Source organism: Stenotrophomonas sp. Pemsol (assembly GCF_003586545.1).
Classification (GTDB): domain Bacteria; phylum Pseudomonadota; class Gammaproteobacteria; order Xanthomonadales; family Xanthomonadaceae; genus Stenotrophomonas; species Stenotrophomonas sepilia.
Window position 1 is genome coordinate 1,695,697 of the sequence record NZ_CP025780.1, and the last position, 26,100, is coordinate 1,721,796.

The 26,100-nt window shown below is 66.0% G+C and carries 23 protein-coding genes; 5 read left to right on the forward strand and 18 right to left on the reverse strand.

What is annotated here, in order from left to right; translation table 11 throughout:
* From PEM_RS07860 to PEM_RS07920, 13 genes are all read right to left on the reverse strand, one after another.
* A partial coding sequence (locus PEM_RS07860; RefSeq protein ID WP_162911583.1) for a flagellin occupies positions 1–1,185 on the reverse strand: 1,185 nt, incomplete at its 3' end.
* A gap of 399 nt (positions 1,186–1,584) precedes the next feature.
* Positions 1,585–2,787 (reverse strand): flagellar hook-associated protein FlgL, encoded by a 1,203-nt coding sequence (gene flgL, locus PEM_RS07865; protein WP_111127722.1) that lies wholly within the window; start codon positions 2,785–2,787, stop codon positions 1,585–1,587.
* A complete protein-coding gene (gene flgK, locus PEM_RS07870) occupies positions 2,784–4,664 on the reverse strand; it encodes a flagellar hook-associated protein FlgK (protein WP_111127719.1) in 1,881 nt (626 codons plus the stop codon). Before flgK ends, flgL begins: the two co-directional genes overlap by 4 nt.
* Positions 4,665–4,672: 8 nt before the next feature.
* Positions 4,673–5,872 carry a flagellar assembly peptidoglycan hydrolase FlgJ gene (gene flgJ, locus PEM_RS07875; RefSeq protein WP_111127717.1) on the reverse strand — a complete coding sequence of 400 codons (1,200 nt, stop codon included), beginning with the start codon at positions 5,870–5,872 and terminating at the stop codon, positions 4,673–4,675.
* A gap of 1 nt (position 5,873) precedes the next feature.
* The gene (locus tag PEM_RS07880) at positions 5,874–7,016 is read right to left on the reverse strand and encodes a flagellar basal body P-ring protein FlgI (protein WP_032954158.1); all 1,143 of its coding nucleotides are present in this window, start codon (positions 7,014–7,016) and stop codon (positions 5,874–5,876) included.
* 2 nt (positions 7,017–7,018) lie between these two features.
* Positions 7,019–7,711: a flagellar basal body L-ring protein FlgH gene (flgH, locus tag PEM_RS07885; protein ID WP_005416456.1), complete on the reverse strand. Its 693-nt coding sequence runs from the start codon at positions 7,709–7,711 to the stop codon at positions 7,019–7,021.
* 22 nt (positions 7,712–7,733) lie between these two features.
* A complete protein-coding gene (gene flgG, locus PEM_RS07890; protein WP_005416457.1) occupies positions 7,734–8,519 on the reverse strand; it encodes a flagellar basal-body rod protein FlgG in 786 nt (261 codons plus the stop codon).
* A 103-nt stretch (positions 8,520–8,622) separates the two neighbouring features.
* Entirely contained in the window at positions 8,623–9,372 is a 750-nt protein-coding gene (locus PEM_RS07895; RefSeq protein ID WP_005416458.1) for a flagellar basal body rod protein FlgF, read from the reverse strand.
* Positions 9,373–9,404: 32 nt separating this feature from the next.
* The gene (gene flgE / locus PEM_RS07900; RefSeq protein ID WP_005416459.1) at positions 9,405–10,628 is read right to left on the reverse strand and encodes a flagellar hook protein FlgE; all 1,224 of its coding nucleotides are present in this window, start codon (positions 10,626–10,628) and stop codon (positions 9,405–9,407) included.
* Between the two features lie 32 nt (positions 10,629–10,660).
* Complete coding sequence (locus tag PEM_RS07905) at positions 10,661–11,344, reverse strand: flagellar hook capping FlgD N-terminal domain-containing protein (protein ID WP_005416460.1); 684 nt, start codon at positions 11,342–11,344, stop codon at positions 10,661–10,663.
* Positions 11,345–11,367: 23 nt separating this feature from the next.
* The gene (gene flgC, locus PEM_RS07910) at positions 11,368–11,775 is read right to left on the reverse strand and encodes a flagellar basal body rod protein FlgC (protein ID WP_005416461.1); all 408 of its coding nucleotides are present in this window, start codon (positions 11,773–11,775) and stop codon (positions 11,368–11,370) included.
* Positions 11,776–11,778: 3 nt separating this feature from the next.
* On the reverse strand, positions 11,779–12,174 hold the full coding sequence (gene flgB / locus PEM_RS07915; protein ID WP_005409576.1) for a flagellar basal body rod protein FlgB: 396 nt from the start codon (positions 12,172–12,174) through the stop codon (positions 11,779–11,781).
* A gap of 138 nt (positions 12,175–12,312) precedes the next feature.
* Positions 12,313–13,257 (reverse strand): chemotaxis protein, encoded by a 945-nt coding sequence (locus PEM_RS07920; protein WP_019659622.1) that lies wholly within the window; start codon positions 13,255–13,257, stop codon positions 12,313–12,315.
* A 231-nt stretch (positions 13,258–13,488) separates the two neighbouring features.
* On the opposite strand from PEM_RS07920, the gene flgA reads away from it, so the two are divergent.
* From flgA to PEM_RS07940, 4 genes are all read left to right on the forward strand, one after another.
* Positions 13,489–14,145 (forward strand): flagellar basal body P-ring formation chaperone FlgA, encoded by a 657-nt coding sequence (gene flgA, locus PEM_RS07925; protein WP_111127714.1) that lies wholly within the window; start codon positions 13,489–13,491, stop codon positions 14,143–14,145.
* 75 nt (positions 14,146–14,220) lie between these two features.
* Positions 14,221–14,526 (forward strand): flagellar biosynthesis anti-sigma factor FlgM, encoded by a 306-nt coding sequence (gene flgM, locus PEM_RS07930; protein WP_111127712.1) that lies wholly within the window; start codon positions 14,221–14,223, stop codon positions 14,524–14,526.
* Complete coding sequence (locus PEM_RS07935; RefSeq protein WP_014037132.1) at positions 14,523–14,861, forward strand: FlgN family protein; 339 nt, start codon at positions 14,523–14,525, stop codon at positions 14,859–14,861. Before flgM ends, PEM_RS07935 begins: the two co-directional genes overlap by 4 nt.
* Positions 14,862–14,952: 91 nt before the next feature.
* Positions 14,953–16,173: an ATP-binding protein gene (locus PEM_RS07940; protein ID WP_005416465.1), complete on the forward strand. Its 1,221-nt coding sequence runs from the start codon at positions 14,953–14,955 to the stop codon at positions 16,171–16,173.
* A 93-nt stretch (positions 16,174–16,266) separates the two neighbouring features.
* On the opposite strand, the gene PEM_RS07945 is transcribed toward PEM_RS07940, so the two are convergent.
* Together PEM_RS07945 and PEM_RS07950 are read right to left on the reverse strand one after the other, a co-directional pair.
* Entirely contained in the window at positions 16,267–18,039 is a 1,773-nt protein-coding gene (locus PEM_RS07945; RefSeq protein WP_005416466.1) for an EAL domain-containing protein, read from the reverse strand.
* Positions 18,040–18,042: 3 nt separating this feature from the next.
* On the reverse strand, positions 18,043–20,145 hold the full coding sequence (locus tag PEM_RS07950; RefSeq protein ID WP_032954159.1) for a PAS domain S-box protein: 2,103 nt from the start codon (positions 20,143–20,145) through the stop codon (positions 18,043–18,045).
* Between the two features lie 130 nt (positions 20,146–20,275).
* Here PEM_RS07950 and PEM_RS07955 point away from each other — a divergent pair, with 130 nt between their 5' ends.
* Positions 20,276–23,035 carry an EAL domain-containing protein gene (locus PEM_RS07955; RefSeq protein ID WP_049461077.1) on the forward strand — a complete coding sequence of 920 codons (2,760 nt, stop codon included), beginning with the start codon at positions 20,276–20,278 and terminating at the stop codon, positions 23,033–23,035.
* 184 nt (positions 23,036–23,219) lie between these two features.
* Here the strand turns inward: PEM_RS07955 and PEM_RS07960 are convergent, their stop codons facing one another.
* The 3 genes from PEM_RS07960 to PEM_RS07975 form a co-directional block, all read right to left on the reverse strand.
* On the reverse strand, positions 23,220–24,335 hold the full coding sequence (locus tag PEM_RS07960) for a GAD-like domain-containing protein (protein ID WP_111127710.1): 1,116 nt from the start codon (positions 24,333–24,335) through the stop codon (positions 23,220–23,222).
* A 283-nt stretch (positions 24,336–24,618) separates the two neighbouring features.
* On the reverse strand, positions 24,619–25,077 hold the full coding sequence (locus PEM_RS07965) for an Imm26 family immunity protein (RefSeq protein ID WP_050562696.1): 459 nt from the start codon (positions 25,075–25,077) through the stop codon (positions 24,619–24,621).
* A 535-nt stretch (positions 25,078–25,612) separates the two neighbouring features.
* Positions 25,613–26,077: a hypothetical protein gene (locus tag PEM_RS07975; RefSeq protein WP_005416470.1), complete on the reverse strand. Its 465-nt coding sequence runs from the start codon at positions 26,075–26,077 to the stop codon at positions 25,613–25,615.
* Between the last annotated feature and the right edge of the window lie 23 nt (positions 26,078–26,100).

The following is a 26,100-nucleotide window of genomic DNA, read 5'->3' on the forward strand; positions in this document are numbered from 1 at the left end:
TACCTGGTTGGCCTGGGCCAGCATGGCCGTACCGGCCTGCTGCAGGATCTGGGTGCGGGTCAGTTCTGCGGTTTCCTTGGCGAAGTCGGTATCGCGGATGCGGCTGCGCGATGCGGACAGGTTCTCCGAGGAGGTCTGCAGGTTGGCGACCACCGAGGTGAAGCGGTTCTGGATCGCGCCGAGGTCGGCGCGGACGCTGTTGACCGATTCCAGGGCCTTGTCGACGATCGACATCGCCTTCTGTGCGCCTTCGGCGGTGGTGACGTTCAGGTCCTTGACGAAGCTGGCCGCTGCACCGGTCAGGGTGCCGCCGTTGGTGCTGGTCTCGGTCAGGCCCAGGCCGGCGATGGTCGCGGCGGTGACGCCGGCCGGCGGGGTTGCCGCGCTGACGCCCAGGGCGAAGGTCTGGCCATCCTTGACCGAAGCCAGGCTGATGACGCCGGCATTGACCGAGGCCACCACGCCGGTTTCACCCAGCTTGTTGTTGATCGCCGCAGCGGTGGCCGAGGTGATCGACTCGCCGGCCTTCACGGTGAAGTCGCTGATGGTGACCGTGGTGGCGGTGCCGCCCGGCGGGGTGACCGAGACCTGCAGGCCGGAGTAGGTGGTGTCGGCCGTGGCCTTGTCCACCGCCAGCGCGGTGCCGGTGTAGCCGTTGGCGAAGGTGGCAGCCCCCAGCGAATCGGCCTTGGCGTTGACCACGCTGTTGATGGCAATGGCCTGGCCGGCGTTGGCGCCCACCTGGAACAGCTGGCTGGTGAAGCTGCCGTCCAGCAGCTTGGTACCGTTGAAGTCGGCCTGCTTGGCCACACGATCGATTTCCGAGACCAGCTGGGTCACTTCCGCCTGCAGGGCCTTGCGGTCGCTGGCCGAGTTGGTGGCGTTGGAGGCCTGCACGCCCAGTTCGCGGATGCGCTGCAGGTTGTTGCCGACTTCGTTCAGCGAACCTTCGGCGACCTGGGCCAGCGAGATGCCGTCGTTGGCGTTGCGGATGGCCACGTCCAGACCACGGATCTGGGTGGTGAAGCGCTCGCTGATGGCCAGGCCGGCCGCGTCGTCCTTCGCGCTGTTGATGCGCAGGCCGGACGAGAGGCGCTGGATGGTGGTGGCGAGCGAGCTGCCGCTGGTGCTCAGGTTGCGCTGAGCGTTGAGCGACATCGTATTGGTGTTGATTACCTGTGCCATGGGGTCGTCTCCTCTTATATGGAACCCGTTGGTGAATGAAACGAAGCGCCGCCTGTTTTTTTGTGTGGCTGTGTGCTTCGCCGTTGCCAAATGAATAACGGCGCTTTGTCAACAACCTTTAGCCGTGAATTCCGCTGAAGCCAGAATTCGTTGCCTGAAGCTGTTTTCCCGGGGATTTCAGCCCTGTTGCCAGGATGGAAGCGACCCCGGGAGGGGCGGTCGGGCAGGGCCTGACCAGCGCTGATGAAGGTATCGGCGGGGTGCGACCCGGCTTGATGGGCAATCACGGAGAATCGGCCGGAGATGGCCAGAGGGCCGCGTGGTGGCGGACAGGCGCGCAAACGAAAAAGGCCGCGATGCAGTGCATCGCGGCCTTTCAGGGGTGACGCAGGAGAGGCGTCAGCGCAGCTTGTTGAACAGCGACATCGACTGCATCTGCGAGAAGATCGTCTGCGCCGCCTGCAGTGCGGTGCTCTGCAGCTGGTACTGGCTCAGTGCATCGGCGTAATCCAGGTCGCGCATCTGCGACAGCGTGGTCTTCAGGGTCACGCCATTGGCCTCGCGCATCTCCGCCGCGTTGTCCAGCGCCTTCAGCTGCGCGCCTCCCGCAGCGCGCGAATCGATCATCCGCTCCGAGGCGCGCGCCACGTCGCGCAGTGCGCTCTGCAGCTGATTCTGCTGCGCAGTCATCTGCGCGGTGGTACCGGTGTCGGCACCCAGCGCGGCGACCAGGTTGTCCATGGTGGCGAAGATGTCGCGGCTGCTGGCGGCCTGTACGCTGAAGCTGTCGCCCGCTGCGGGTGCACCGGTGATGCGCAGGCGTACACCGTTCACTTCCAGGTCGTCGCCAGCCTTGTAGGTGCCGGTGCCGGTCACGTTGCCCGCACCATCCACCACCTCGTACTGGGTGCCGGTGGTGAAGCGCACGCTGAAGCCCTGGCCGTTCCAGCTGTCGCTGCCGTCGCGGGTGATGTTGGTCAGCACGCCGTTGCCGGTGTTGCCGGCCGCGGCGCTGCCGTCAACGAAGCCGTCGCCGGTGGGAATACGCATGAAGATCTCGCTGCCGGGCAGGGCGTCGCGCACATAGGTATCGGGGCCGACTTCAACCTGGCGCTGGGTCTGGTCGCCGCGATAGACGACCTTGCCGTTGATCTTGGCAAACGGCGGGTCACCGTCGTTGGTGCCACCGAACACGTAGCGGCCGGTACCATCGTCGGCGTTGGCCAGCGACAGCAGGCCATCGCGGATCTGGTTGACCTCGGTGATCAGCGTCTTCTTGTCGGCCGCGCTCAGTGCCGGATTGCTGGCCTGGATGGTCAGATCGTTGACGCGCGCCATCAGGTCGTTGACCTGCGCCAGGGTGTTTTCCTGCACGCCCAGGCGGTTCTGCACATTGCCGGCGTTGAGCTTCATGCGGTCCAGTGCGGCCAGGCTGCGGTCAAGGCCGACTGCAGTGCCGGCGGCAACCGGATCGTCCTTGGCGCTGACGATCTTGCTGCCAGTAGCAATCTGCTGCTCCAGGTGGCTGAGCTTGGCCTGCTTGGCCATCATCAGCGACACCGACTGGTTGAACATCATGCTGGTGGAGATGCGGGTGCTCATCGGCGGACGGCCCCCAGGATGGTCTGGAACATGCTGTCGGCGGTGGAAATCAGCTGTGAGGCAGCCTGGTAGGCCTGCTGCAGGCGCAGCATGTCGGCGGCCTCTTCGTCCAGATTCACGCCGGAGACCTCGTCGCGGGCTTCCTGTGCCTTGTCATTGATCACCAGCTGCGCATCGAGCGAGTACTCGGCCGAGCGGGCGGCGGCGCCGACCTGGGTGGTCAGGCCACCCAGTGCACCGTTCAGTGTCACCGTTCCGGCGTTGAAGGCCTTCGTGCTTTCCACCTTGGCCAGCCTGGAGGCGTTGCTGTTGTCCGACGAACCGGCCGGGGTCGGGGTGATGTTGAAGGCATCGCCCACCTTCGGCGCACCGTCCAGTACGAAGCTCCAGCCGTTGGCACTGATGGTCTGGCCAGGCGTATAGGTCTGGGGCGGGCCACCGTCGATGGTGTAGGTGGTCGCCGAGGTGAACACGATCGCCGACGGATTGCGCAGGTTCGCGTTGGCCGAATCGGTGACGGTGACGCCGCTCAGCTTGCCGGTACCGGTGTTGGCGGTGGCGGCTGCGCCCTTGACTGCGGCGGCCGCGGCAATGCGCGACGGATCGGTGATGGCCATCTCCAGGCTGCCGGCCACGCCGGCGGTGGGCTGCAGCAGGAAGCGGTCATTGGCCGCCGGGGTGCCGCCGACGACCAGGTTCACGCCGTTGATCACCAGCGGATCGGCGGCGGTGCCGGTACCGGTCAGGGGAATGCTGGCGCCGGTGTCGGCGCGGCTGGCCTTCCAGGTGGTGCCATCGAACTGCAGCACCACGTTCTGCGCGTCCAGTTTGCCCAGGTCGCCATAGGTGGCGCTGAGGCTGGCGGTTCCGGTATTGCTGTTGTTGCCGGTCACGCGCGGGCTGCCGATGTTGAAGAAGTCCCCGCCCATCTGGCCATACAGATCCACACCCTGGTGGTGGACCTGGTTGAAGCTCTCGGCCAGGCCCACCGCCAGCTTGCCCAGTTCGGCCTGCGCAGGCGTCAGCACGGTGTCGCGGAATTCCAGCAGGCCACCGATCTGGCCACCGACCGCCTTCGGGTCGAGACGGATGGTGTTGCCCTGGGTCTCCAGTGCCAGCTGCAGGCGCTCGGGCTGGTAAGGATCGGCCACGGTGGTGACCTTGGTCGCCGTGGTACCCACCACCAGCGCGTTGCCGCCGGCAGTGTAGACATTCATGATGCCGCCGTCCTGGATCACCGCGGTGCCACCGGTGTAGCCGATCAGCTGGGTGATCAGCTGATCGCGGCGGTCGAGCAGGTCCGGTGCAGCCGAGGCAATGTTGGTGCCGATGGCACCGTTGATCTGCGCGATCTCCTGCGCAAGGCGGTTGACCTCGGTCGCACCGGCCAGCAGGCCGTTGTTGACCTCGCTGTTGAGATTGTTCAGGTGCGTGTTGAGCTGCACGAAGCGGTTGGCCAGCGCCTTGCCACCGTCGAGCATGTTCTGGCGGTCGGCGGTGCCGGCCGCGTTGGACGACAGGCCACTGACCGAGTCGAAGAAGTTCGACCAGACGCCGGCCACGTTGGTGGCGGCATCGGAGAACAGGGCGTTGACCCGGTCGGCCATGCCCGAAAGCTGCTTCAGGCGCGCCAGCTCACCGCTGCTGTCGAGCAGGCGCGAGATCGCCAGCTGGTCGGCCGTGCGACGGATGTCGGTGATGCGGGTGCCGTTGCCGACCGTGCCGTAGCCATAGTTCTGTGGATCGGCGGTGGCGAAGTTGACCTTCTGCCGGCTGTAGCCGGGTGTATTGAGGTTGGCCACGTTGTGGCTGGTGGTCGCCAACGCTCGCTGGAAGGCGAGCAGGGCACCGGTACCGGTGGAAAGTACGCTGGACATGGTGTTCCTCAACGACGGGTGATACCCAGCGCCGCGGTCGCGGTGCTGGCGAAGGTCTGGCCAAGGCGCGAGCCGGCGTCGGCCACGGCGGCTACGGCGCGCTCGATGGTCGGGCCACCGGCGATCGCAGCGATCTTGGCGGCGTAGCGCGGATCGGTGGCGTAACCGGCGCGCTGGAGGCCACGGGCGAAGCCCTGCACGTCGGTGCCGGCCTGCAGGGCCTGCTGGTAGCGCGGGCTGGTCTTCAGCAGGCGCACGTAGTCGGCAAAGCTCTCGGCCGCTGAACCGTAGGCGCGGAAGCTGGCGGTTTCGTTGCGGCGCACGCCATCGACATATTCATGGGTGCCGGCCGTGGCGCGCTGGCCGTTCCAGCCAGTGGCCTTGATGCCGAACAGGTTGTGCGAGGTGCTGCCATCGGCATGCTTGATGTGGCGCTTGCCCCAGCCGGTCTCCAGCGCGGCCTGCGCGACCAGGGCGCGGGCATCCACGCCCAGCTCCCTGGCCGCGCTCTGTGCGTGCTGCCAGATACTGGCGACGAAGCCCTCCGGGGTATGCTCGCCGAGCTGGGCGACCGCGGTGCGCGTGGCCAGGGCATCGGCCGGGCTCACGGCCGTGCCGCGATTGCTGGCCGTCGCCGTCCACTGGTCGCTGTTGGCGGCCCAGTCCTCGCCCTGCAGGCTGCCGATGTACGGATCCTCGGTGCCCAGCGAGCGGTGCAGGCCGTTGCTCTCACGGCCGGCGATCAGGTCCAGTGCCTGCTCCATCGGTGCCAGCGCGGCCTGCGCACCGTGCTGCGCGCCTGCGGCCATCTGCTGCAGCATGCGCACGGCCTGGCTGCCATCTTCCAGGGGCAGCGACGGTGCCGGCCTGGCCGGCGCGTTGAGCTGGTAAGCGCGGCTGGCCTTGGCCGGATCCACGCGGGTATCCAGTGCCGGACCTTCGGCGGCCTGGCCGGACAGCTGGCGGGTGATCATGCCGGACAGGCCCAGGCCCTTGCCGCGGGTCATCGCCTCGGCAATCTTCTGGTCGTACATGTCGCGGAACATCTTGTTCTCGCCGGGAAACAGCGAGTCGCCGAAGCTGGCATCGCGCATGCTCTTGACCAGCATCTGTGCGAACTGGCCTTCCAGCTGGCGAGCGACCTTGTCGATCTTCGCCGGATCGTTCTGCTGCGCCGGGTGCAGGTCGAATGCGGGATTGATGCGCATGTCAGATCACCTCAAGCTCGGCACTCAGTGCGCCGGCCTGCTTCAGGGCTTCCAGGATCGCGATCAGGTCGCCCGGTGCCGCGCCTACGGCGTTCACCGCATGCACGATTTCGTCCAGGGTGGTGCCGCCGCTGAACTTGAACATGCGGCTGCCGTCGTTGGTGGCGGTGATGGTGGATTGCGGGCTGGCAACGGTACGGCCGCCCGACAGCGCATTGGGCTGGCTGACGTTGGTGTTTTCCTGGATGGTCACGGTCAGCGAACCATGCGATATCGCGGCCGGCCCCACGCGCACCTGCTGGCCGATGACCACGGTGCCGGTGCGTGAATTGACCACCACCTTGGCCGGGGCGCTGCCCGGGGTCAGTTCCAGGTTCTCGATGCGCGCCAGCAGGCCGATGCGTGCGCCCGGATCGGTCGGTGCGGTGACGGCGACGGTCACGCCATCGATCGCGCGCGCCGCGCCTTCGCCGAATGCGTTGTTGAGCGCGGCGACCATGCGCGAGACCGTGGTGAAATCGTTGTTGTGCAGGTTCAGGGTGATGTCGCCGCCGTTGGCCAGCGGATCGGGCAGGGCACGCTCCACGGTGGCGCCGTTGGGAATACGGCCGACGCTGGGCACGTTCACCGAGACACGGGAGCCGTCCTTGCCCTGCGCGCCAAAGCCACCCACGATCAGATTGCCCTGGGCGATGGCATAGATCTGGCCATCGGCGCCGCGCAGCGGGGCCATCAGCAGCGAGCCGCCGCGCAGCGACACCGCGTTGCCGATCGAAGACACCGTGATGTCGATCGGCTGGCCCGGCTTGGCGAACGGCGGCAGTTCGGCGTGGATCGCCACGGCGGCCACGTTCTTCAGCTGCGGATTGACGTTCGGCGGCACGTTCACGCCCAGCTCGCCAAGCAGGTTTTTCAGGCTCTGCACGGTAAAGGGCGCCTGGCTGGTACGGTCGCCGCTGCCATCCAGGCCGACCACCAGGCCATAGCCCACCAGCGCATTGCCGCGCACGCCGCCGACCTGGGCCAGGTCCTTGATGCGCTCGGCGCTGGCAGGCGCAGCCATTGCCAGCAGAAGGAAGAATGATCCGTAGAGCGACGCCATGCGTCGCTGCCACGTAGAAGAGAAGAGAGCTTTCATGGCCATACTCAGAACGGCGTCAGGCCGGAATTGAAGAAGCGGCTCAGCCAGCCCATCGCGTTGGACTGCGCGACCGGGCCGCGGCCGCCGTAGACGATGCGGGCCTCGGCCACGCGGCTGGACGGAATGGTGTTGTCCTGGCTGATGTCGCCCGGGCGCACGATGCCCTGCACCTGCACCAGTTCATCGCCCTGGTTCAGCCGCAGGTTCTTCTGCCCCTGCACCACCAGGTTGCCGTTGGGCAGGCGCTGGATCACCGTGACCGTGACGCTGCCCTGCAGGCGGTTGCTCTGCGCGCTGTTGCCCTTGCCGGTGAAGTCACGCGCGCCCTTGGCGGTGGCACTGAGGATGTCCTTGCCGCCCAGGGTGACCGGCGCGCCAAGGATGGACGGCGTGCCCAGGCTCAGGTTGGATTCCTTGTTGGTGGCTGTGTTGGCGCTGGTCTGCGCGGTGGTGTTTTCCAGCAGGGTGATCGTCAGCAGGTCGCCGACATCGCGTGCGCGGCGGTCCGAATACAGCTGCAGGGTCGGGCCAGCGGCGTAGATCGCACCGGCGGTGGGCGCGGCCTGCGGCGGCATGATCGGCTGGATCGGTGCCATCGCCGGATAGGGGCGCACGTCGCCCGCGATCACGCAGCCACCGAGCAGGGCGACCACGGTGCAGGCGAGGGCAGTACGGGCGAGGTTGGAAATGGGCGACATGGCGGTTTCCCGGTTGGGCCGGTCAGATCTTGTTGTTGAGATAGCCGAGCATCGAGTCGGTGGTGGAGATCGCCTTGGCATTCATTTCGTAGGCGCGCTGGGTTTCGATCATCGACACCAGCTCTTCCACCACATTGACGTTGCTGCCTTCCAGCGCACCCTGCACCACGGTGCCGAGACCGTTCAGGCCGGGATTGCCGTTCTGTGCCGGGCCCGAGGCCGTGGTTTCCAGGAACAGGTTCTCGCCGCGCGCCTGCAGGCCGGCCGGATTGACGAAGTCGGTCAGGGTCAGCGCACCGACTTCCACCGACGCGGCGTTGTCGGCCATCTTCACGCTGATGGTGCCGTCGCTGCCGATGGTGACCGACTGCGCGCCCTCGGGAATCTGGATGCCCGGCTGCACCGGGTAGCCGCTGTTGGTGACCAGCTCGCTGTCCTGGTTGATCTTGAACGAGCCATCACGGGTGTAGGCCGAGCTGCCGTCGGGCATCTGCACTTCGAAGAAGCCGCGTCCGTTGACCATCACGTCCAGTGCGCGGCCGGTCTGCTGCTGTCCACCCTGCTCGAAGTTCTTGGCGGTGGCGACCACGCGCACGCCGGTACCCAGCTGCAGGCCGGTCGGCAGCTGCGTCTGCGCCGACGAAGAGCCGCCCGGCTGCCGCACCTGCTGGTACAGCAGGTCCTCGAAGCTGGCGCGGTCCTGCTTGAAGCCGGTGGTGTTGGTGTTGGCGAGGTTGTTGGAAACCACCGACATGCGCATCTGCTGCGCATCCAGTCCGGTTTTCGCGATCCACAATGCCTGGTTCATCTTCGGAGTCCTGTCTGGGTGAAGCCGGCCGCGCAATGCGGCCCTTGGTAGCGGGTGTGCAAGCGGTGTGCCAGCGCCGCGCCCGGGCGGCGCCGGAAATCCGTCAGCTGCCCAGGCGGAGCAGGCTGTTGGCGCTGCGCGCGTTGTCGTCGCCGTGCTTGATCACCTGAACCTGCATTTCGTACTGGCGCTGCAGCTGGATCATCTGCACCAGCGCACCGGCGGCATCGACGTTGCTGCCCTCCAGTTGCCCGCTGTGCACGACGGTGCCCTGTGCCGGTGCGAACGGCTGGCGCGGGTCGGTGTTGCGGAACAGGCCATCCAGGCCGCGCTCGAGGCGCTCGTCCGGCGCCTGCACCACCTTGATCCGGCCGATCTGCGCCATCGTCTGCGGGCCTTCGCCCTGCGGGATGATCGAGATCGTGCCGTCGGCGCCGATCTCCATCGCCTGGTAGGGCGGAATGGCGATCGGGTTGTTGTTGTCATCCAGTACCGTGCGGCCGCCAGAGGTCACCAGCTGGCCGTTCGGCGTCACCGACAGGGCTGCGCCACGCGTATACGCTTCGCTGCCATCGCTCGCCTGCACCGCCAGCCAGGTGCCGCTCTGCAGTGCAAGGTCCAGCGGTTTGCCGGTGATGTGCTGCGCGCCGGGCCGGCGGTTGAAGCCGGCGTCGACGTGCAGCGCATCCACCCGCGAGGCAAAGCCCGGACCCTTGATCGGGAAGGCTTCGGTGTTGGCCAGCGCTTCCTTGAAGCCAGGAGTGTCCGAGTTGGCGAGGTTGTGGCTGAGCGTTCCCTGCGCCTGCAGGGAGGCGCGGGCACCGGTCATCGCCACGTAAAGGGCTTTATCCATGCGGGGAGTTCCGTGACAGGGTCAGCAGCTCATCAACGGATGTTGATGACGGTCTGGGTGATCTGGTCCTGCGTGGTGATCATCTGCGCGTTGGCCTGGAAGTTGCGCTGCGCGGTGATCATGTTGACCAGCTGCTCGGTGAGATCGACGGTGGACGCTTCCAGCGAGCCGGCCTGGATCTTGCCGAGATTGGAGGTGTCCGGCATTCCGGTGCGCGGCGTGCCTGACTCGAAGGTCTCCACCCACAGGTTGTTGCCCTTCGATTCCAGTCCCTGGGTGTTGTTGAAGGTGGTCAGTGCGACCTGGCCCAGCGGCTTGTCGTCGCCGTTGGAGTAGCGCGCATAGACCACGCCCGACTCGGACACAGTGATCTCGTTGAGCTTGCCGGCGGCATAGCCGTCCTGCTGGGTGTTGCGCAGGGCGAACTTCTCGCCGTACTGGGTCGAACCGCTGATGTCCAGCGTCATGTTCAGCTGGCCAGCGCCCGTGGTCGGGGTGAAGGTGCCGAGGCCAACCTTGCCGTTGGCCGGGGCGGTCAGCTTGCCGCTGTTGTCGAAGGTGACCGCGGTCGGGGTGCCAGCGGGCTGGCCATCGACATAGTTGTGCACGGTCCATTCGTTGGGGTTGGCGCCCTTCACGAAGTACGAGACCTGGATGTGGCTCACGCCCAGCGAGTCGTACACGGTGATGCCGCCGCTGGAGTGGTTGTAGCTGTTGGAGTCGGTCGGGTCGAACGTGGCCACGGTCGGCTGCTTGGCGTTGGCCGGCAGGGTGAAGCCCACCTTCACTTCGCTGGTCTGCTTCGGCGGGCTGTCGGTGGTCAGCAACTGCAGGTCGACCAGGCGGCCGGCGTCGAAGTTGGTGCCATCGGCGTTCGGCGCGAACACCTGCAGGCGCGCGCCCTGCGGATTGACCACGTAGCCGGCCGAATCGGTCTGGAAGTTGCCGGCACGCGAGTACACACGCGAACCGTTCATGTTCATGGTGAAGAAGCCCTCACCGGAAATGGCCATGTCCAGGCTGCGCCCGGTCTGCTCGTTGTGGCCCTGGATGAACTGCTGGGCGACGTTGGAGACGCGCACGCCCGAGCCGGTCTGGTTCTTCGACAGGCCGTAGCTGGTGGAGGCGAACAGATCGGCGAACTCGGCGCGCGACTGCTTGAAGCCGGTGGTGTTGACGTTGGCGACGTTGTTGGCGGTGACGCTCAGGTCGGTGTTGGCGGCATTGATGCCGGACAGCGAGACATTGAAGCCCATGGGATGCTCCTGGTTGATGCGGGATGTGCGGCTCAGCTGACGCGGAGCACGTAGTCGATCGGGGCCGTGCCCAGGCCCTTGAGGTTCAGGTACAGGCCGTCGGATCCGACGGTCACGCTTTCCACCGGCGCCTGCACATAGGTGGACAGCTTGGTGCTCTTGCCGGCGGTATCGACATGGTTGGCAACGATGGAATACTTGCCCGGTTCCATGCGCTTGCCGTTGGCGTCCTTGCCGTCCCACTGGAAGGCGGTTTCGCCTGCTGCCTTGGCTTCCACGCTCAGCGAGGTGACCTTGGCGCCGGTGGCATCGGTGATATCCACGGTGATGATGCCGGCCGACGGCGCGGCCACCGTGCCCTCGACGCTGCCTTCCTTCTCCAGCACCAGCTTTTCCGATGGCACCAGCACCTGGTGGCCGACCAGCGCCGCGCCACGCAGCACCTGGTCGCTGGCCATCGATTCCTGGAAGCCCTTCACCGTCTTGTTCAGATCGGTGATGCCCTGCACGGTGGACATCTGCGCCATCTGCGCGACCATCTGCGTGTTGTCCATCGGCTTCAGCGGATCCTGGTGCTGCAGCTGCTCGGTCATCAGGCGCAGGAAGTCGGCCTGGTCGAGCGTGTTCTTCTTTTTCGTGGCGTTGCTGTTGGGGGCGTTCAGGCCCAGCGCGGAATAGACGTCCTGGCTGGTCTGGTTGTTGACGGCGGTGGTCATGGCGGTATCCGGTGCTGCGGGCCTCAGCGGCCCATGGTCAAGGTGGCCAGGGCCAGTTCCTTGGCGGTGGTCAACATCTCCACGCCGGCCTGGTAATTGCGCGAGGTCGAGATCAGGTTGACCATCTGCGCCACCGGATCGACGTCGGGCTGGTAGATGTAGCCATCGGCGTCTGCCAGCGGGTGGCCCGGCTCGTAGCGCTTGATCGGCGCCGCCTCGCTCTGGGTGATCTCCTTCACCTTCACCGAGGTGATGTTGGGATCGTTCTTGCTGGTGACGGCCTGGAAGATCGGCTCCAGCGGCTTGTACACGGCGTCGGCAGAACCGGCGACGGTGTCGGCATTGGAGAGGTTGGAGGCGATGGTGCTCATGCGCACCGACTGCGCCTGCAGCGCGGAGCCGGCGATATCGAAGATCGGCAGGTTGCTCATGGCTTATTGCCCCGTGATCGCGGTCAGCATGGAACGCACCTTGCTCTCGACGAAGCTGAGCGAGGCGCGGTACTCGAGCGCGGCTCGGCCATAGGCGGCACGCTCGGCATCGGGATCGACGGTGTTGCCGTCCAGGCTGGGCTGCACGCCCTCGCGCGCGATCTGGAACGGGTTCAGGCCACTACTGATTTCGTAGTGCTGCTCATGGGTGGTGGCCATCAGGCCGTTGGCATCCTGCCCCTGGGCATGGCGCAGGGCGGCATCGAAGTCCAGGTCCTGGGCCTTGTAGCCGGGCGTGTCGGCATTGCCGAGGTTGCTGGCGATCAGCTTCATCCGCTGTTCGCGCAACGGCATGGCCTGGGCGTGGACGCCCAGGTAGTCGGTAATCAGGTTGCGCACGGTGCACTCCCACGGGAACGTTGCCCGGGAAGCTGCAAGGGGTGTGCCAAGTTCGAGAGGGTAGTGCCGGCCGCTGGCCGGCTCCCCGATGGATCTGCGGTTGCCGGCCAGCGGCCGGCACTACCGGATCAGTGGCCGTCAGGCCGCCATCGCCACCTTGCGCAGGCGGTCCAGCACGAAGTCAGCCAGCTCGTGCGGCGAGTACTTGGCGACGAAGGCGTTGGCGCCGACACGCTCGACCATGGCGTTGTTGAAGACACCCGACAGCGAGGTGTGCAGCAGCACGTAGAGGCCGGCCAGGCCCGGGTGGCGCCGGATTTCCGTCGTCAGCGTGTACCCATCCATGGCCGGCATCTCGATGTCGGAGATGACCATGGCATAGCGTTCGGCCGGGTTCTCGCCCGAGGCGTGGATCTGCAACAGGTGGTCGAGAGCCTGCTTGCCGTCGGAAAGCAGGGTGGCACCCACGCCCAGCTGATCCAGCACGCTGCGGATCTGCTGGCGGGCCACGCGCGAGTCGTCCACCACCAGCACCTGCAGCTGGGGGCCATCGGCGGGCATTGCCATCGCCGGATCGAGTACGGCGTCACCGCGGACCTGGGCGATATCGGCCAGCACGCTTTCAACGTCGATCACCTGGATCAGCTCACCCTGGAAGCGGGTTACCGCGGTCAGGTAGCTCGACTCGGCGCCAAGCTCCGGCGGGGGGTGGATGTCTTCCACCGCGATGTTGACGATGCGTTCGACGCCGCTGACCAGGAACCCCTGGATCGAGCGGTTGAATTCGGTGACGACCAGGTAACCCGGCGAGGTATCGGCATCGGGCTCACGTTCGGGGTGGCCGATGGCCAGGCCCAGGTCCAGCACCGGCACCGAGCGGCCGCGCACGTCGGCCACGCCGGCGAACTGGCTGGGCAGGCCGGGTACCTGGAACAGCTCCGGGCGCCGCAGGACTTCCTGCACCTTGAAGACATTGACGCCAAAAAGCTGACGTCCGCCGAGACGGAACAGCAGCAGCGCCAGGCGGTTGTGGCCGGCCAGGCGGGTCCGCTGGTCGATCCGGTTGAGCAGGTCATGGGACATGGCTGCTGTATCGGCGCGTTGGGCGCCAAACTTGAGGGCGCTCTGCCACTGCGCGCTCCGCACCGCAATTGTGGCGTCGCCCCATGTTCGACCGGGGCTCTTGTAGCGTCGAGCGATGCTCGGCTGGCTGTTGGGCGCAAAGCGGTCGAGCATGGCCTGACTCTACAAGTGCCCCTCTGGCACACCCCTTGCACGCACCTGGGCCAGCTCTTGCCGATTGAAGGAGGCGCCATGTGCCGGGTCACATCTCTATTCGCCATCGCGCTGGCCGTGGCCTCGCCGTGGGCGGCTGCCGCCGACTGGCAGCCGGTGGCAAGCATCCGCGCGGCGGCCTTGTCGACGCTGCCGGCGGGCGGCGAGGGCGAGGCCCAGGTGGCCGATGCGCTGCGCCTGCCGAAGTGCGGGGGGGCGTTACAGGTGCAGCCCACCGCCAACACCACGGTGGAGGTCAGCTGTCCGGATGCGGGCGGCTGGCGCCTGTTCGTGCCGGTAAAGGTGCGGCGCAACCAGACCGTACTGGTGCTCAACCGTGGAATCGGTACTGGAGAAACCCTCACTGCCGCCGATATCACCACTGCCCAGCGTGACGCTGCCCGGATTGCCGGCGCGGTGCTGTCCGATCCCAATGCAGCGATCGGCCGCGTCGCCCGCCGTCCGTTGCAGGCCGGAGCCCTGCTGTCGAACAACGATCTGGTGGTGCAGCGTCTCATCAAGCGAGGAGACAATGTGGCCCTGGTGTCGCGTCGCGGCTCGGTCGAGGTCCGCATTGCCGGCCGTGCGATGGGTGATGCCGGTGAGAACGAACGGGTCTCGGTCGAGAACCTGTCCTCGCGGCGGATCGTGCAAGGCACGGTCGATGCCGCAGGTGACGTAATCGTGGCGCGTTGAATTACCGCAAAATATCCCTAAAGATCACGGCCCTGCGGCCGTTATCCCTTGTGAACGGCAACTCCAGGACACCCCATGAGCCAGAAAATCGACGGCAACCTGCAGGTCCCCCAGGCACTGCGCAGCGTGACGACCCCGGCCAACAAGCCCGGTGTCAGCACCGATGCGGCGGCGCGCCCGGTCGAGGCGGCCGACAGCCTGCGCCTGACCGGCGAGGCCACCAATCTGCGGGCCATCGAGCGCGAGCTGACCACCGCCCCGGCGATCGACGCCCAGCGCGTGGCCGCCGTGCGCGATTCGCTGCAGAACGGCACCTACAAGATCAATCCGGACGCGATCGCATCGCGCATGCTCGATCTGGACCAGCAGCTGCACGGATGACTGCGGCGATGAGCGAGCCGCTGCAGCGTCTCGCCCAGGCCCTGGACGTTGAACGCCAGGCCCTGGTCGAGCACGACGTGCACGCCCTGATCCGGGCTACCGGCGCCAAGCTGGAAGCGTTGCGTGCGCTGGAAGGCGCGCCACCGGTGGGCGAGGGCGAACAGCTGCAGGAACTGGCCGAGCGCAACCGGGCCAACGGCGTGCTGCTGTCGCGCCGCCGCCGCGAGGTGAACTGGGCGCTGCGCCAGCTCGGCCGCACCGAAGACGCCTCGGCCTACGATGCCAAGGGCCAGTCGCACACGGTCAGCATCGGCCGGCCCCTCGCCGTCGCCTGAGGCGACGGCGGTCGCATAACCCCTCCCGGCGGGCTGAAGCCCGCTGCATGACCGCGTATATTGGGCGCCTGTTCGAACGTCCCGAGTCGCCGTGTCCGCTGCCAACGCCCTGGTTACCGCCCCCCTTCCGCCGCAGCCGGTGCTGCAGGCCCTGCTTGAGCGCCTGCGCGAAGGCCTGCTGCTGTTCACCGATGACGGGCGGGTGGCCCTGGCCAATCCGGCCGCACAGAACCTGCTGGCCAGTGGCGAGGACGGCGGGTTGCCGCCGCCGCAGCGCCTGCGCGAACTGCTGCCGCCCGATGCGCTGGAACAGGCTCGCCAGCATGGTCACTGGAATGGCAGCCTGCCGCTGGGCGAGGGCGTGGTCATCGCCCATCTGTACCACCATGGTCCGGTCGGCCAGGGGCATTTCCTCGCCCTGTTCCGCCACATCGAAGGGCAGGAAGACTACGAACGCGAGCTGCAGCAGCGCCATGCCGAACTGCGCCAGGCCTACCTGCGCCTCAATGGCACCCAGGAAAAGCTGCTGCAGTCGGAGAAGATGGCGTCGATCGGCCAGCTGGCCGCCGGCGTCGCGCACGAGATCAACAACCCGATCGGTTACGTGCACTCCAACCTGGGCAGCCTGCAGGAATACCTGCGCAGCCTGTTCACCGTGATCGAAGCCTACGAGCGCGCCCTGCGCGCGCCGGACCCGAAAGCGCTGATTCCGGAAATCGATGATATCCGTGACCGTCTGGATATCGATTTCATCAGCCGCGACCTGCCGCAGCTGATGGCGGAATCGCGCGAAGGCATCGAGCGGGTCACCCGCATCGTGCGCGACCTGAAGGATTTCTCGTATTCCGGCCGCGACGAGTCGTGGAAGCTGGTCGACCTGCACGCGGGCCTGGAATCGACCATCAACATCATCTGGAACGAACTCAAGTACAAGGTCACCCTGGTGCGCGAGTTCGGCCAGTTGCCCCTGGTGGAGTGCCTGCCATCGGAGTTGAACCAGGTCTACATGAACCTGCTGCTCAACGCCGGCCATGCCATCGCCGAGCGCGGCACGATCACGGTGCGTACCGGCGTTGATGGCGATCACGTTTGGGTCGAGTTCGAAGATACCGGCGGTGGCATCTCGCCGGAACTGCGCCAGCGCATCTTCGATCCGTTCTTCACCACCAAGCCGGTTGGCAGTGGCACCGGCCTGGGCCTGTCGATCTCCTACAGCATCATCAACAAGCACCACGGGCGCATCGACCTGGACAGCACGCCCGGCGTGGGCTCGCGCTTCCGCGTGGTGCTGCCGATCAAGCAGCCGCGCTGACCGCTTCTGGCAATGCCGGCCGCTGGCCGGCAACCTCATTGAACCCGATATCCAGAGCAGCCGGCCAGCGGCCGGCTCTACCAGAGGGGATGGTTACCGCAATGGGCGATCCTCGCCGCCATCTCCGCTCTCCACCGGCGCCGGGCCGGCATTGCTGCGGCGCTGTTCCTCGTACGTGCGGAACGCCTGGTGGATGTGCTTGCGCAGCTCGTCGTCGTTCCACGGCTTGGTCAGGAAGCGATAGATCGCGCCGCGGTTGATTGCATCGGTCACCGTGTTCAGATCGGTGTAGCCCGACAGCACCAGGCGGATCGTATCCGGGTACAGCATCTTCACCCGGCCCAGGAACTCGGTGCCGCTCATGTCGCTCATTCGCTGGTCGGACAGGATCACCTGCACGTCGTTGATCGCCAGCAGGTCGAACGCATCGCGCACGTTGCCGGCGGCCAGGATGCGGTAGCCGTCGCGGCGGAACAGGCGCACCAGTGAGCGCAGCACGTTTTCCTCATCATCCAGCAGCAGCAGCGTCCGGTCCGGACGTGTCTCAGCGAAGGCTTCCGGGCGCAGGTAGCGGCGGCGCAGGGTCATGCCGGCGGCATCGGCCGACATCGGTTCGCCGAACAGGTAGCCCTGGAACACGTCGCAGTCGTTGCGGCGCAGGAAGCCCAGCTGCGCCTGCGATTCCACGCCGTTGGCAATCACGGTCATGCCCAGCTGGTGGCCCATGGCGATGATCGCGCGGGCGATGGCCGCTTCACGATTGCCGGCCGGCGCGCTCTTGATGAAACTGCGGTCGATCTTCAGCTTGTCCACCGGGTAGCGCACCAGCGCGCTGAGGCTGGAGTCGCCGGTACCGAAGTTGTCCAGGCTCAGGCTGATGCCTTCGTTGCGCAGGTTGGCCAGCGTTTCGTGGACGAAATTGACGTTGTTGGTCAGCGCACTCTCGTTGATCTCCAGCGTCAGCATGTGCGCCGGTACGCCCGCCGCCTGCAGCAGTGACATCACTTCGGCGAAGAAGTTCGGCCGCAGCAGCTGCAGGGTGGACACGTTCACTGCGATGGTGAAGTCATCGAAGCCCTGGTCGCGCCACAGCCGCGCCTGCTTCAAGGCGCCTTCCAGCACCCAGGTGCCGATCTGCACGATGATCCCCAGGCGTTCGGCGGTGCGCATGAAGCGCTCCGGCACCAGCATGCCCAGGGTCGGCGACTGCCAACGCAGCAGCGCTTCCATGCCCACCACGTGGCCGTCGCGCGCGCTTACCAGTGGCTGGTAGCGCAGCTTCAGCTCGCCATTGGGAATGGCATCGACGATCTGGCGCGCGATGATGCTCTCGCTGTGCGCGCTTGGCGGGGTGTCCACCGCATGGATGCGCACGGCATTGCCGCCTTCGCGGGCGGCCTGGTACAGCGCATCCTCGGCATGGTCGAGCAGGCGCGAGGTGCTGCTGGCATGTTCCGGGCACAGGCTCACGCCCAGCTTGCCGGTCATGAACAACGTGTACGGCAGCACCGACAGTGGCAGCTCCATCTGTTGGCGGATCTCCTCGGCGAAATCCTCCGGCAACGGCAGATCGGCGGTGCGCGGCACCGCGATCAGGAACTCGTCGCTGCCATGTCGCCACAACTTGCCGCGCCCGCGCAGGTAGGACTGCAGGCGCTGTGCCACCAGCACCAGCGCCTGGTCGCCCACTTCGGCACTCATGTTTTCGTTGACCGATGCGAAATGGTCGATGTCCACGTGCATCAGCATCAGTGCGATGCCGCCTGAGGCTGCCTCGGCAACCATTGCCTGCAGCTCGGGGTTGCCGGCGCCAAGGCGGTCGGGAGCGTCATCGATGCTGACCGGGGGCAGGTTGGGATTCCACATGGCTCAGTATTCCGGTGAATCGACGGCAGCCCTGCTGGCCGCCTGGTAGGGGAGGTGGACATCGACCAGGGTGCCTTCGCCATGCGCGGATTCAATCCGCACGTGGCCACCGACGCTCTGTGCGCGCTCGCGCATCACGATGAGGCCCAGGCCGCGCGGGCCGTCCGGATCGAAGCCTTCGCCGTCATCGCGGATCTGCAGGTGCAGGCCGCGCTGGCCGACATCGCGCAGCTGCAGCAGGACCTGGCTGGCGCGCGCATGGCGCAGCGCATTGGTCAGGCTTTCCTGTGCGATGCGGAAGCAGGCCTGTTCGATACTGTTGTCGGGGCGATGGGGCAACGGCTCGATCTCGGCCAGCAGCTCCACCGGCGAGGAGCGGAACAGAACCCGCGCCTGCCAGCTGAGCGCTGCCTCCAGGCCCAGTGCATCCAGCTGCGGGGGGCGCAGCAGGGTGGAGATGTCGCGCAGTTTGGCCACGGTGGTGTCGGCCAGGCTGACGATCTGCGCCAGATCCTGCCCACGCCGCTGCGGATCGTCCTCTTCCAGCGCCGCGTGCGCCGACAGCTTGATCGCGGTGATGGCTTGGCCGATGTCATCGTGCAGGTCGCGCGAAATCGCACGACGCTCGTCCTCCTGCAGCGAGAACAGCCGCCCGGCCATCGCCTGCAGTTCGCGGTTGCTGGTTTCCAGCGCGCTGCGGATGCGCTCGGAATCACTGAGGTCGCGCACGATCAGCAGCTTGCAGTCGCGGCCACCGTAGCGCACGTCGCCCACCGCCAGGCCGGCATGGAAGCTGCGGCCGTCGCCGCGCTGCATGGCCACCACGCTGCTGTGGCCCGGTCCCAGGTGCGGCTGGCCGGCACGCAGCTGGCTGCGCACCCGCGGCAGGTCTGCGGCAGCGACCAGCGCCGACAAGGGCTCGCCCAGCAGGGTATGGCTGCCGTAGCCGAACAGGCCGGCGGCCCAGGCGTTGGCGTACAACACATGTTCGTCGGAGAGGATCACCACGCCGTCGGGCAGTACCCGCACCAGCTCGCGGAACTGCTCCTCGCGCTCGCGCAGCAGTCGCCGCGACTGCTCGCGTTCGGTCACGTCCTGCAGCGTGCCCAGCACGCGGTTGCGGCCAGCCTCATCGAGACCACTGGCGGCGCGCAGGTGCACCATCAGCGCGCGCCCGTCCATCGACAGCAGCGGCAGCAGCACGTCCACCTGTACCGGCTCGCCGGAGCACAGCTCGGCCAGCAGCTGCTCGGTCTGGGTGGCGGTGGCCGGGTCGGCCGGCACCAGCAGTTCGTCGAAGCGGTGCCAGCGGCGGGCTTCGGGCGGGCGGCGGCCGAGCAGGCGATAGACCTGGTTGGAATAGCGGCCCAGCCCGGTGGACGGGTCCAGCTCCCAGGCGCCGATGCGGGCCAGTTCGTGGGCTTCTTCCACCCGTGCCAGCGCCTGGTCGCGACGCAGCTGGGCCAGGTCCTCGGCAGTGCGATCGATGGCGATCAGCAGGCGCGCATTGTGACCGTCGTAACTGATCGCGTTGGAGCGCAGTTCCATCTGCCGCAGCGCGCCATCGCGCAGCTGCAGCTGCGCGCGCAGGATGCACAGCTCGTCGGGCGCCTCGCGGATCGCCTCCAGCTTGGCCTGCAGCGCCTGGCCCTGGCCGGGTGGCCACAAGGCGTCGATGGTCTGTTCCAGCAGCTCATCGCGCTCCCAGCCGAAAGCGGTGCAGGCGGCTGGGTTGGCGTCGAGGATCGCCAATGTGTCCAGGTCATAGACGAGGATCGGGCCGGGGTTGCCCTCGAACATCTGCCGCAGGCGCAGCTCCGAGGCCTGCTGGCGGGCGTGGGTATGCAGCACGTGCTCGGCCAGCGGGCGCAGCAGCAGGTACAGCAGGCCCGCGCTGGCCAGGGCGAAGAACGAGCCCTTCAGGCCCTGCCACAGGGCCGCCTGCTGCGGATCGGGCACCAGCGCCTGCACCACGCTGTCGGTGGAGATCATCCAGGCCAGCGCCATCACCAGGTAGCTCAACACCACCCGTCGCCGGTCACGGCTCAGCGCCTGCGCCATCCGCGGGTCGGGAACTGGGGCGTTGCCGGTCGGTTCTGCGGGCATGGACGGGGAGGGTGAAAGGGGCGCCGGTCATCTTACCCCGCAGCGTGCCGTCACCACTCAATTATCCGCCGCAGGCGCCGTTAACCACTGCGTGCCCCGCTGACGGGCGAGTCATCCGGAGCAAGATCGCGTGGACCAAGGGATCATCGCCAGCCTGCTGCAGCACCCGCTTGCGTCGGCGCTGGTCATCGTCGACCGTACCGGGCGCCCGCTGGCGGCCAATCCGGCCGCGCGCGAGCATGGCCTGCCGGCCACCGTGGCTGCCTATGCGCCAATGCTGGAAGATCTACGCCTGATGGCCGCTGATGGCGGCATCGTGCCCTGCACGCTGCCAGGCGGCCCGCGCGGCCACTACGACGGCCACCTGCGCGCCGTGCATGACGGTGCCGGCAACCTGCTGGCGTTCACCCTGAGCATTCCCGAGCCGGTGCCGGTCGATGGGGGTGGGCGCTGGGAACTGGCACTGGACAGCGCCGGCCATAGCCTGTGGGACTGGGACATCCCCAGTGACCGGGTGGCGCGCACGCCGGCGCTGGGCGACGAGACGGCCACCGAACTGCTGTCGCGCGTGCACAGCGAGGACATCGACCAGGTGCGTGCCGCGCTCGACGAGCACCTGCGCGGGCGCAGCGAGCAGTACAGCGCACAGTTCCGCTTCCGCCAGGCCGATGGCCAGTGGCGTTGGGTGCTGGATCGCGGCCGCGTGGTCGCGCGCACCGCCGATGGCCAGCCGCTGCGCATGGTCGGCACGCATACCGATATCGAGCAGCAGAAGCAGCTCGAATCGCTGCTGCAGGAACAGCAGCTGCACCTGAGCGAGGCCCAGCGCATCGCCAGCATGGGCAGCTGGTCGTTCGACCCCAACAGCGGGCACTTCTGGTGGTCGCCGGAACTGCGCTCGCTGCTGGCGCTGGAGCACGGCGCCGTGCCCGGCCAGCGGCGCTGGCTGAAGCAGCTGCATCCGCGCTCGCGTGGCGCGTTGCGTGCGGCATGGCGGCGGCTGTGGCGCGATGGTCGTGCCGCCAATCTCGAGCTGGAGCTGACCCGTGGCCATGAGCCATCACAGCACCTGCGGCTGTGGATGCAGCCGCTGCTGGACATGGACGGGCAGCCCAAGCGCCTGCTCGGCCAGGTGCAGAACATCACCGAACAGCACCAGACCGACGCGTTGATTCGCTGGCGCACCGAACTGCTGAACCGGGTTTCCGCGCTGGGCCGCATCGGCGGCTGCGAGATCGAGGTGCAGACCCGGAGCATGCAATGGACCGAGGAATGCTATCGCATCCACGGCCTGCGCAAGGAGCCGATCACCCTCGATCAGGCGATGGCGCTGTATACCGAAGACTCGCGCGATGCGTTCGAGGCGGCGCTGGCCCGCATCGCCAACGGCGGCCTGCCCGAGCAGCTGGACCTGTGCTTCTACCGCCAGTCCGGCCTGCGTGTCTGGGTGCAGGTGCTGATCGAGCTGGATCGTCGTGACGGACTGCCGCCGCGCTTCGTGGTGCTGTTCCGTGACATCACCCGCGAGCGCGAGGCCAACGAGCGCATTGAGCTGCTGGCCCACTACGACCTGCTGACCGGCCTGCCCAATCGCGTGCTGCTCGGCGAACAGACCGCCGAGGCCATCGAGGAGGCGCGTGATCGCGGCACCTCATTGGCGATGCTGTTCATCGACCTGGACGGCTTCAAGACCATCAACGACAGCTTCGGCCACGCCACGGGTGATGCGCTGCTGAAGGCTGCCGCGACCCGCCTGCACCAGAACCTGCGCAACAATGATCTGTTTGGCCGTTTCAGCGGCGACGAGTTCATCGTCGTACTGCGCGACCTGGCTGAGCCCGAGGATGCGGGACATGTCGCCCGCAAGCTGATCGCCTCGCTGGCCGAGCCGCTGCGCCGTGGCGAGACCACGCTGAAGGTCGGTGCCAGTGTCGGCATCGCGATGCTGGGCGATGCGCAGACCGATTTCGATTCACTGCTGCGCGCTGCCGACGCCGCGATGTACGCGGCCAAGGAAGCCGGACGCAACACCTACCAGTATTACAGCCAGGACGCACTGGCCCGCATCCAGCGCAGGCTGGAGCTTGAGCACGCGCTGCACGGTGCGATCGAGCGCGAGGAGTTCAGCCTGGCCTATCAGCCGCTGCTGCATGCCCACCAGGGCGAGCCGCCGGCAATCGAAGCACTGCTGCGCTGGCATCGCCCCGGCATCGGCTATTGCAGCCCGGCCGAGTTCATTCCCATCGCCGAGAAATGCGGCGAGATCGTGCGCATCGGCGACTGGGTTCTGAACGAAGCCTGCCGCCAGGCAACCGCCTGGGACCGGGCAGGACTGCATTTCGACCGCATCGCGGTCAACGTGTCGGCGGTGCAGCTGCGCGACCGTGGCTTCGCCGAACGTGTGATCGAGATCTGCCATGCCCACGGCTGGCCGCCGCAGCGGCTGGAGCTGGAGCTGACCGAATCGGCGCTGATCCGTGACACCGACATCCTGCGCCACTGCTTCGACGTGCTCGAACGGCACGGCGTGCCGCTGGCGGTGGACGACTTCGGTACCGGCTTCTCCAACCTCAACTACCTCAACCGCTTCCCGGTGGGTCGCCTGAAGATCGACCGCAGTTTCGTGCAGGGCATGCTGCACGACTCCGGCACGGCCGAAGTGACCCAGGCCATCGTGCACCTGGGCCACGCGCTGGGCATGAAGGTGGTGGCCGAGGGCGTGGAGACGCACCAGGAAGAAGACATGCTGCGCCGCCAGGGCTGCGACGAGATCCAGGGCTACCTGTACTCGCGCCCGCTCAGCCCGCGCGACCTGGCGCAGTGGCTGCGTCAGCAGCGTCCGTTACCGATGCGCACCGACGCCAGCAGCGAAGCAGTGCTGGTGCGCTGACAGCCATACTTTGGTGGGTGCCGACCTTGGTCGGCACGGATGCATGTACCTTGCGATCATCCACGCATGGCGTGGTTCTACTTGCAGCACCTGCAGTGGCGAGTGCCGGAGCCTGCCACGGTGGGTGCCGACCGTTGGTCGGCGCCGATGCCAGAGATCGCGACCAGCAATGAACGGCGCGGGTTTACCTGTCTTCAGCATCAGACCGCAAGGACCGTCTTGCTGCTGTCTGCTTGGCGAGTGACTTCAATTCAGCGAGACGATCCCGCTTGACCAGGTGCGCTGCCTGCCAGCCACCTTCAACAACCGAGGGTGAGAAGCTGTAGATCTCGTTGGGAGCCAGGTGGCCCAGTAAATCGAGTGCGCGTGCGTACAAGGGCTGCTCGTCATCGTCGGTTGCATCGAGATAGGGCCCATCCAGGTGGTGCAGCAGGAACTCCAGTTTCCAGTTGCGTTCAGTCGCGCCGGCAGTGGCTGCTACATCCGAGTCCGCCGAAACCTGTCCGCTGTGCGGATCGATGCTGATATGCATGGAGGTGTTCTCTCCACACAAGAGCATCTGGCCGAAAGGTGTCAACGCATAGGCATGGAACCGATCAGCACCTTCCATCGGAGTGCCCTGCAGGAAGGCTGCGACAACCCCTGAGTACAGATGCGGATCGACCAAGATGAGCCTGTCGTCGCGATAGCGTGCGAACCCGTCGCGTCGCCACAGCGCCAGCAGCAGGTCGGGCAGCACGCCCTTCCATGCGGCAAGAGTCGCCTCGGAGAGCGCCTCGCCCCGGGAGCTCGCACTGAAGCTCTCCATGAACGCCCTGGTTTCAAAGCTTGATTCCTGCGCTTCGATGCCTGGTTCCACCAACGCATTCCTCCCGGCGTCGAACGGCAGATAATCCAGGAATGTCAGCATTCGCTCGGCCTGTGTGGCTTCCTTGTTCGCCTCCTGAGTTGAGATGATGGCCGCTGTGTTTCCAGAGACGAGCAACAATGTTCCCGCCGAAAGGCTTTGCCAGGGCTCGTTCAGCACCAGATAGCGCTCGGGTGCCTCGTCTACATCCGCGTCCAGGATGATGACCTGTGGACCATCCCGCAGGCATCCGGCGGAGATCTCGACAGTTGCATCGATCGTACCTGCATCAGGATCGGCCACATCCACAGGTGCAGAGTAGGGCTGTTGGAACTCGCCGAACGACTGGAGCGCCTGGTAAAGCGCCTCAAGGGAATCGGGATCCATGGTCAAGGGGTCAGGGGTTGCCGGAAGCTGCAAAGCAACCGAAAGGCAGAGGGCGGCGCTGGTCATCGGGCTGGACTGATCTGAACCGAAATCGGACCTTCACGATGAAGGGCGCATCGTTCACGGTCCATGCAAACAATCCGAAAATCGCGGATTTCGGGGCGTGATCCACGCATGGCGTGGATCTGCTGGTCACGCACGTGGGTCGAACTACGCGCCGAATTGAACCGCTTTGGTAGGTGCCGACAGTTGGTCGGCAATGAGGCTGGTACTGGCAATCATTCATGCCGACGATGAGTGCGCCTGTGTTTTGACGGCATCCTTACGTGGGGTGCTTCGGCAATCAGCCTTACTCTGCCCACCGATGGGAGAGGCTGTCGATCTCCCTCCAGACCTTGAAGTTGTTCAAGGGAGAATGGGGGGGTAGAACCATGGCCTCTACTTCGGTTGCAGCGCAGCGGACGGAGTTGGTTGCGTTCACCTTGCTCCAGTTCCCGGGGACGCCGTAGACGAAGAAGTAGTGCTCCAGGTCAGTCGCATTGACAGGTTCATATCGACCGATGATCCGCCAATCGCCATCTTGATCGCTTTTCATGTCAAAGAGTGAATAGCTATCCAGCACAACGGGCTTCATCACGGGTATAGCTTTCTGCAGCTCGACATGAGTGAGCGACGGCTCTCTCCGGCGGATATCAAGGATCTGTGCGAAATGACCCATGGAGCTTTCGGAAATGATCTGTCCGAAGTAGTAGGGCCCATCATTACGAGTAAAGCAGAACACGTCGCCTGGGCGAATGAAGCGGAGCATCGTTCTGCGCTTCCGGGTCCAGCCATCAAGAAGTACAGCGGCGCTCCCAGTTTCCTTCTTCGTTCTCTTTGGTGTCGGCGTCGCCATAGCGTCTCACTCGGTTCGCGGTCCGGAGCCGTCGATTGTTGAAGAGGCTCATTGCCAGTTCCATGCAAACAATCCGAAAATCGTGAATCCCAGGACGTCATCCACGCATGGCGTGGATCTACGCCCAGCCACTTGTCGGTAGGAAGGTCGTACTCCAGCCCGATCAATGACAGTTGGGTCAGCTCGGTAGGAGAGGCGGCGATGCGCTGGTTGGACAGGACGACGCCGGTGCGGAAAAGGAGCGGCGACCAGAACAACAACAGCAGGAGTTCCAGCAGCATCAATGCGATCAGGGCGATGGCCATTGGTCTTCCATGAGCGGGACCGGCGCATCATGCCATAGCGATTCAGTCCATCTGGTAGATCCACGCCATGCGTGGATGATCCCGGGCACGAGCCGAAGTCCCGATGGGGCCGACAACTTAATCGAGCATTGTCTCTCTTGGTGTCAGTCCTCTTCCACGAGATCGCTGAGATCCAGAATCTTGGGAGCGACACTATGCGCGACGACGCTTCGGATCATTCCAGGCCTGGGTCGAAGTGAATAGCCTCGCATCGTGTGGATGGGATTGAACTCCAGCCACGGGCAGGTTGAATGCCCCAGGATGACCGGCATGTTGAAACTGATGTCCTTCGGATCATCCAGTTGCAGAGTCCATTTGCCGCCGTGATGCAGGCGCACGATTTCCCCAAGATATCGCGCAAATACTACCCTCAAGGCAGCCTGTTCGTCTTCCGACAGCGTTGCAGCCATCAGGTTGTACAAGGTTTCGAGGTGATCAAGGCTCTCTAGGCTACCGTCGAGGTCGACGCCACGGTGCTGTCCCTGTTCGATCAGCCATTCAATCTGATCGTCCATGATGATCAGAAACTGTTCGAAGTTTTCTTGCGCTTCTTCCGGATTGAATGTCATGCCGTCACCAAGCAGGGAGAGCG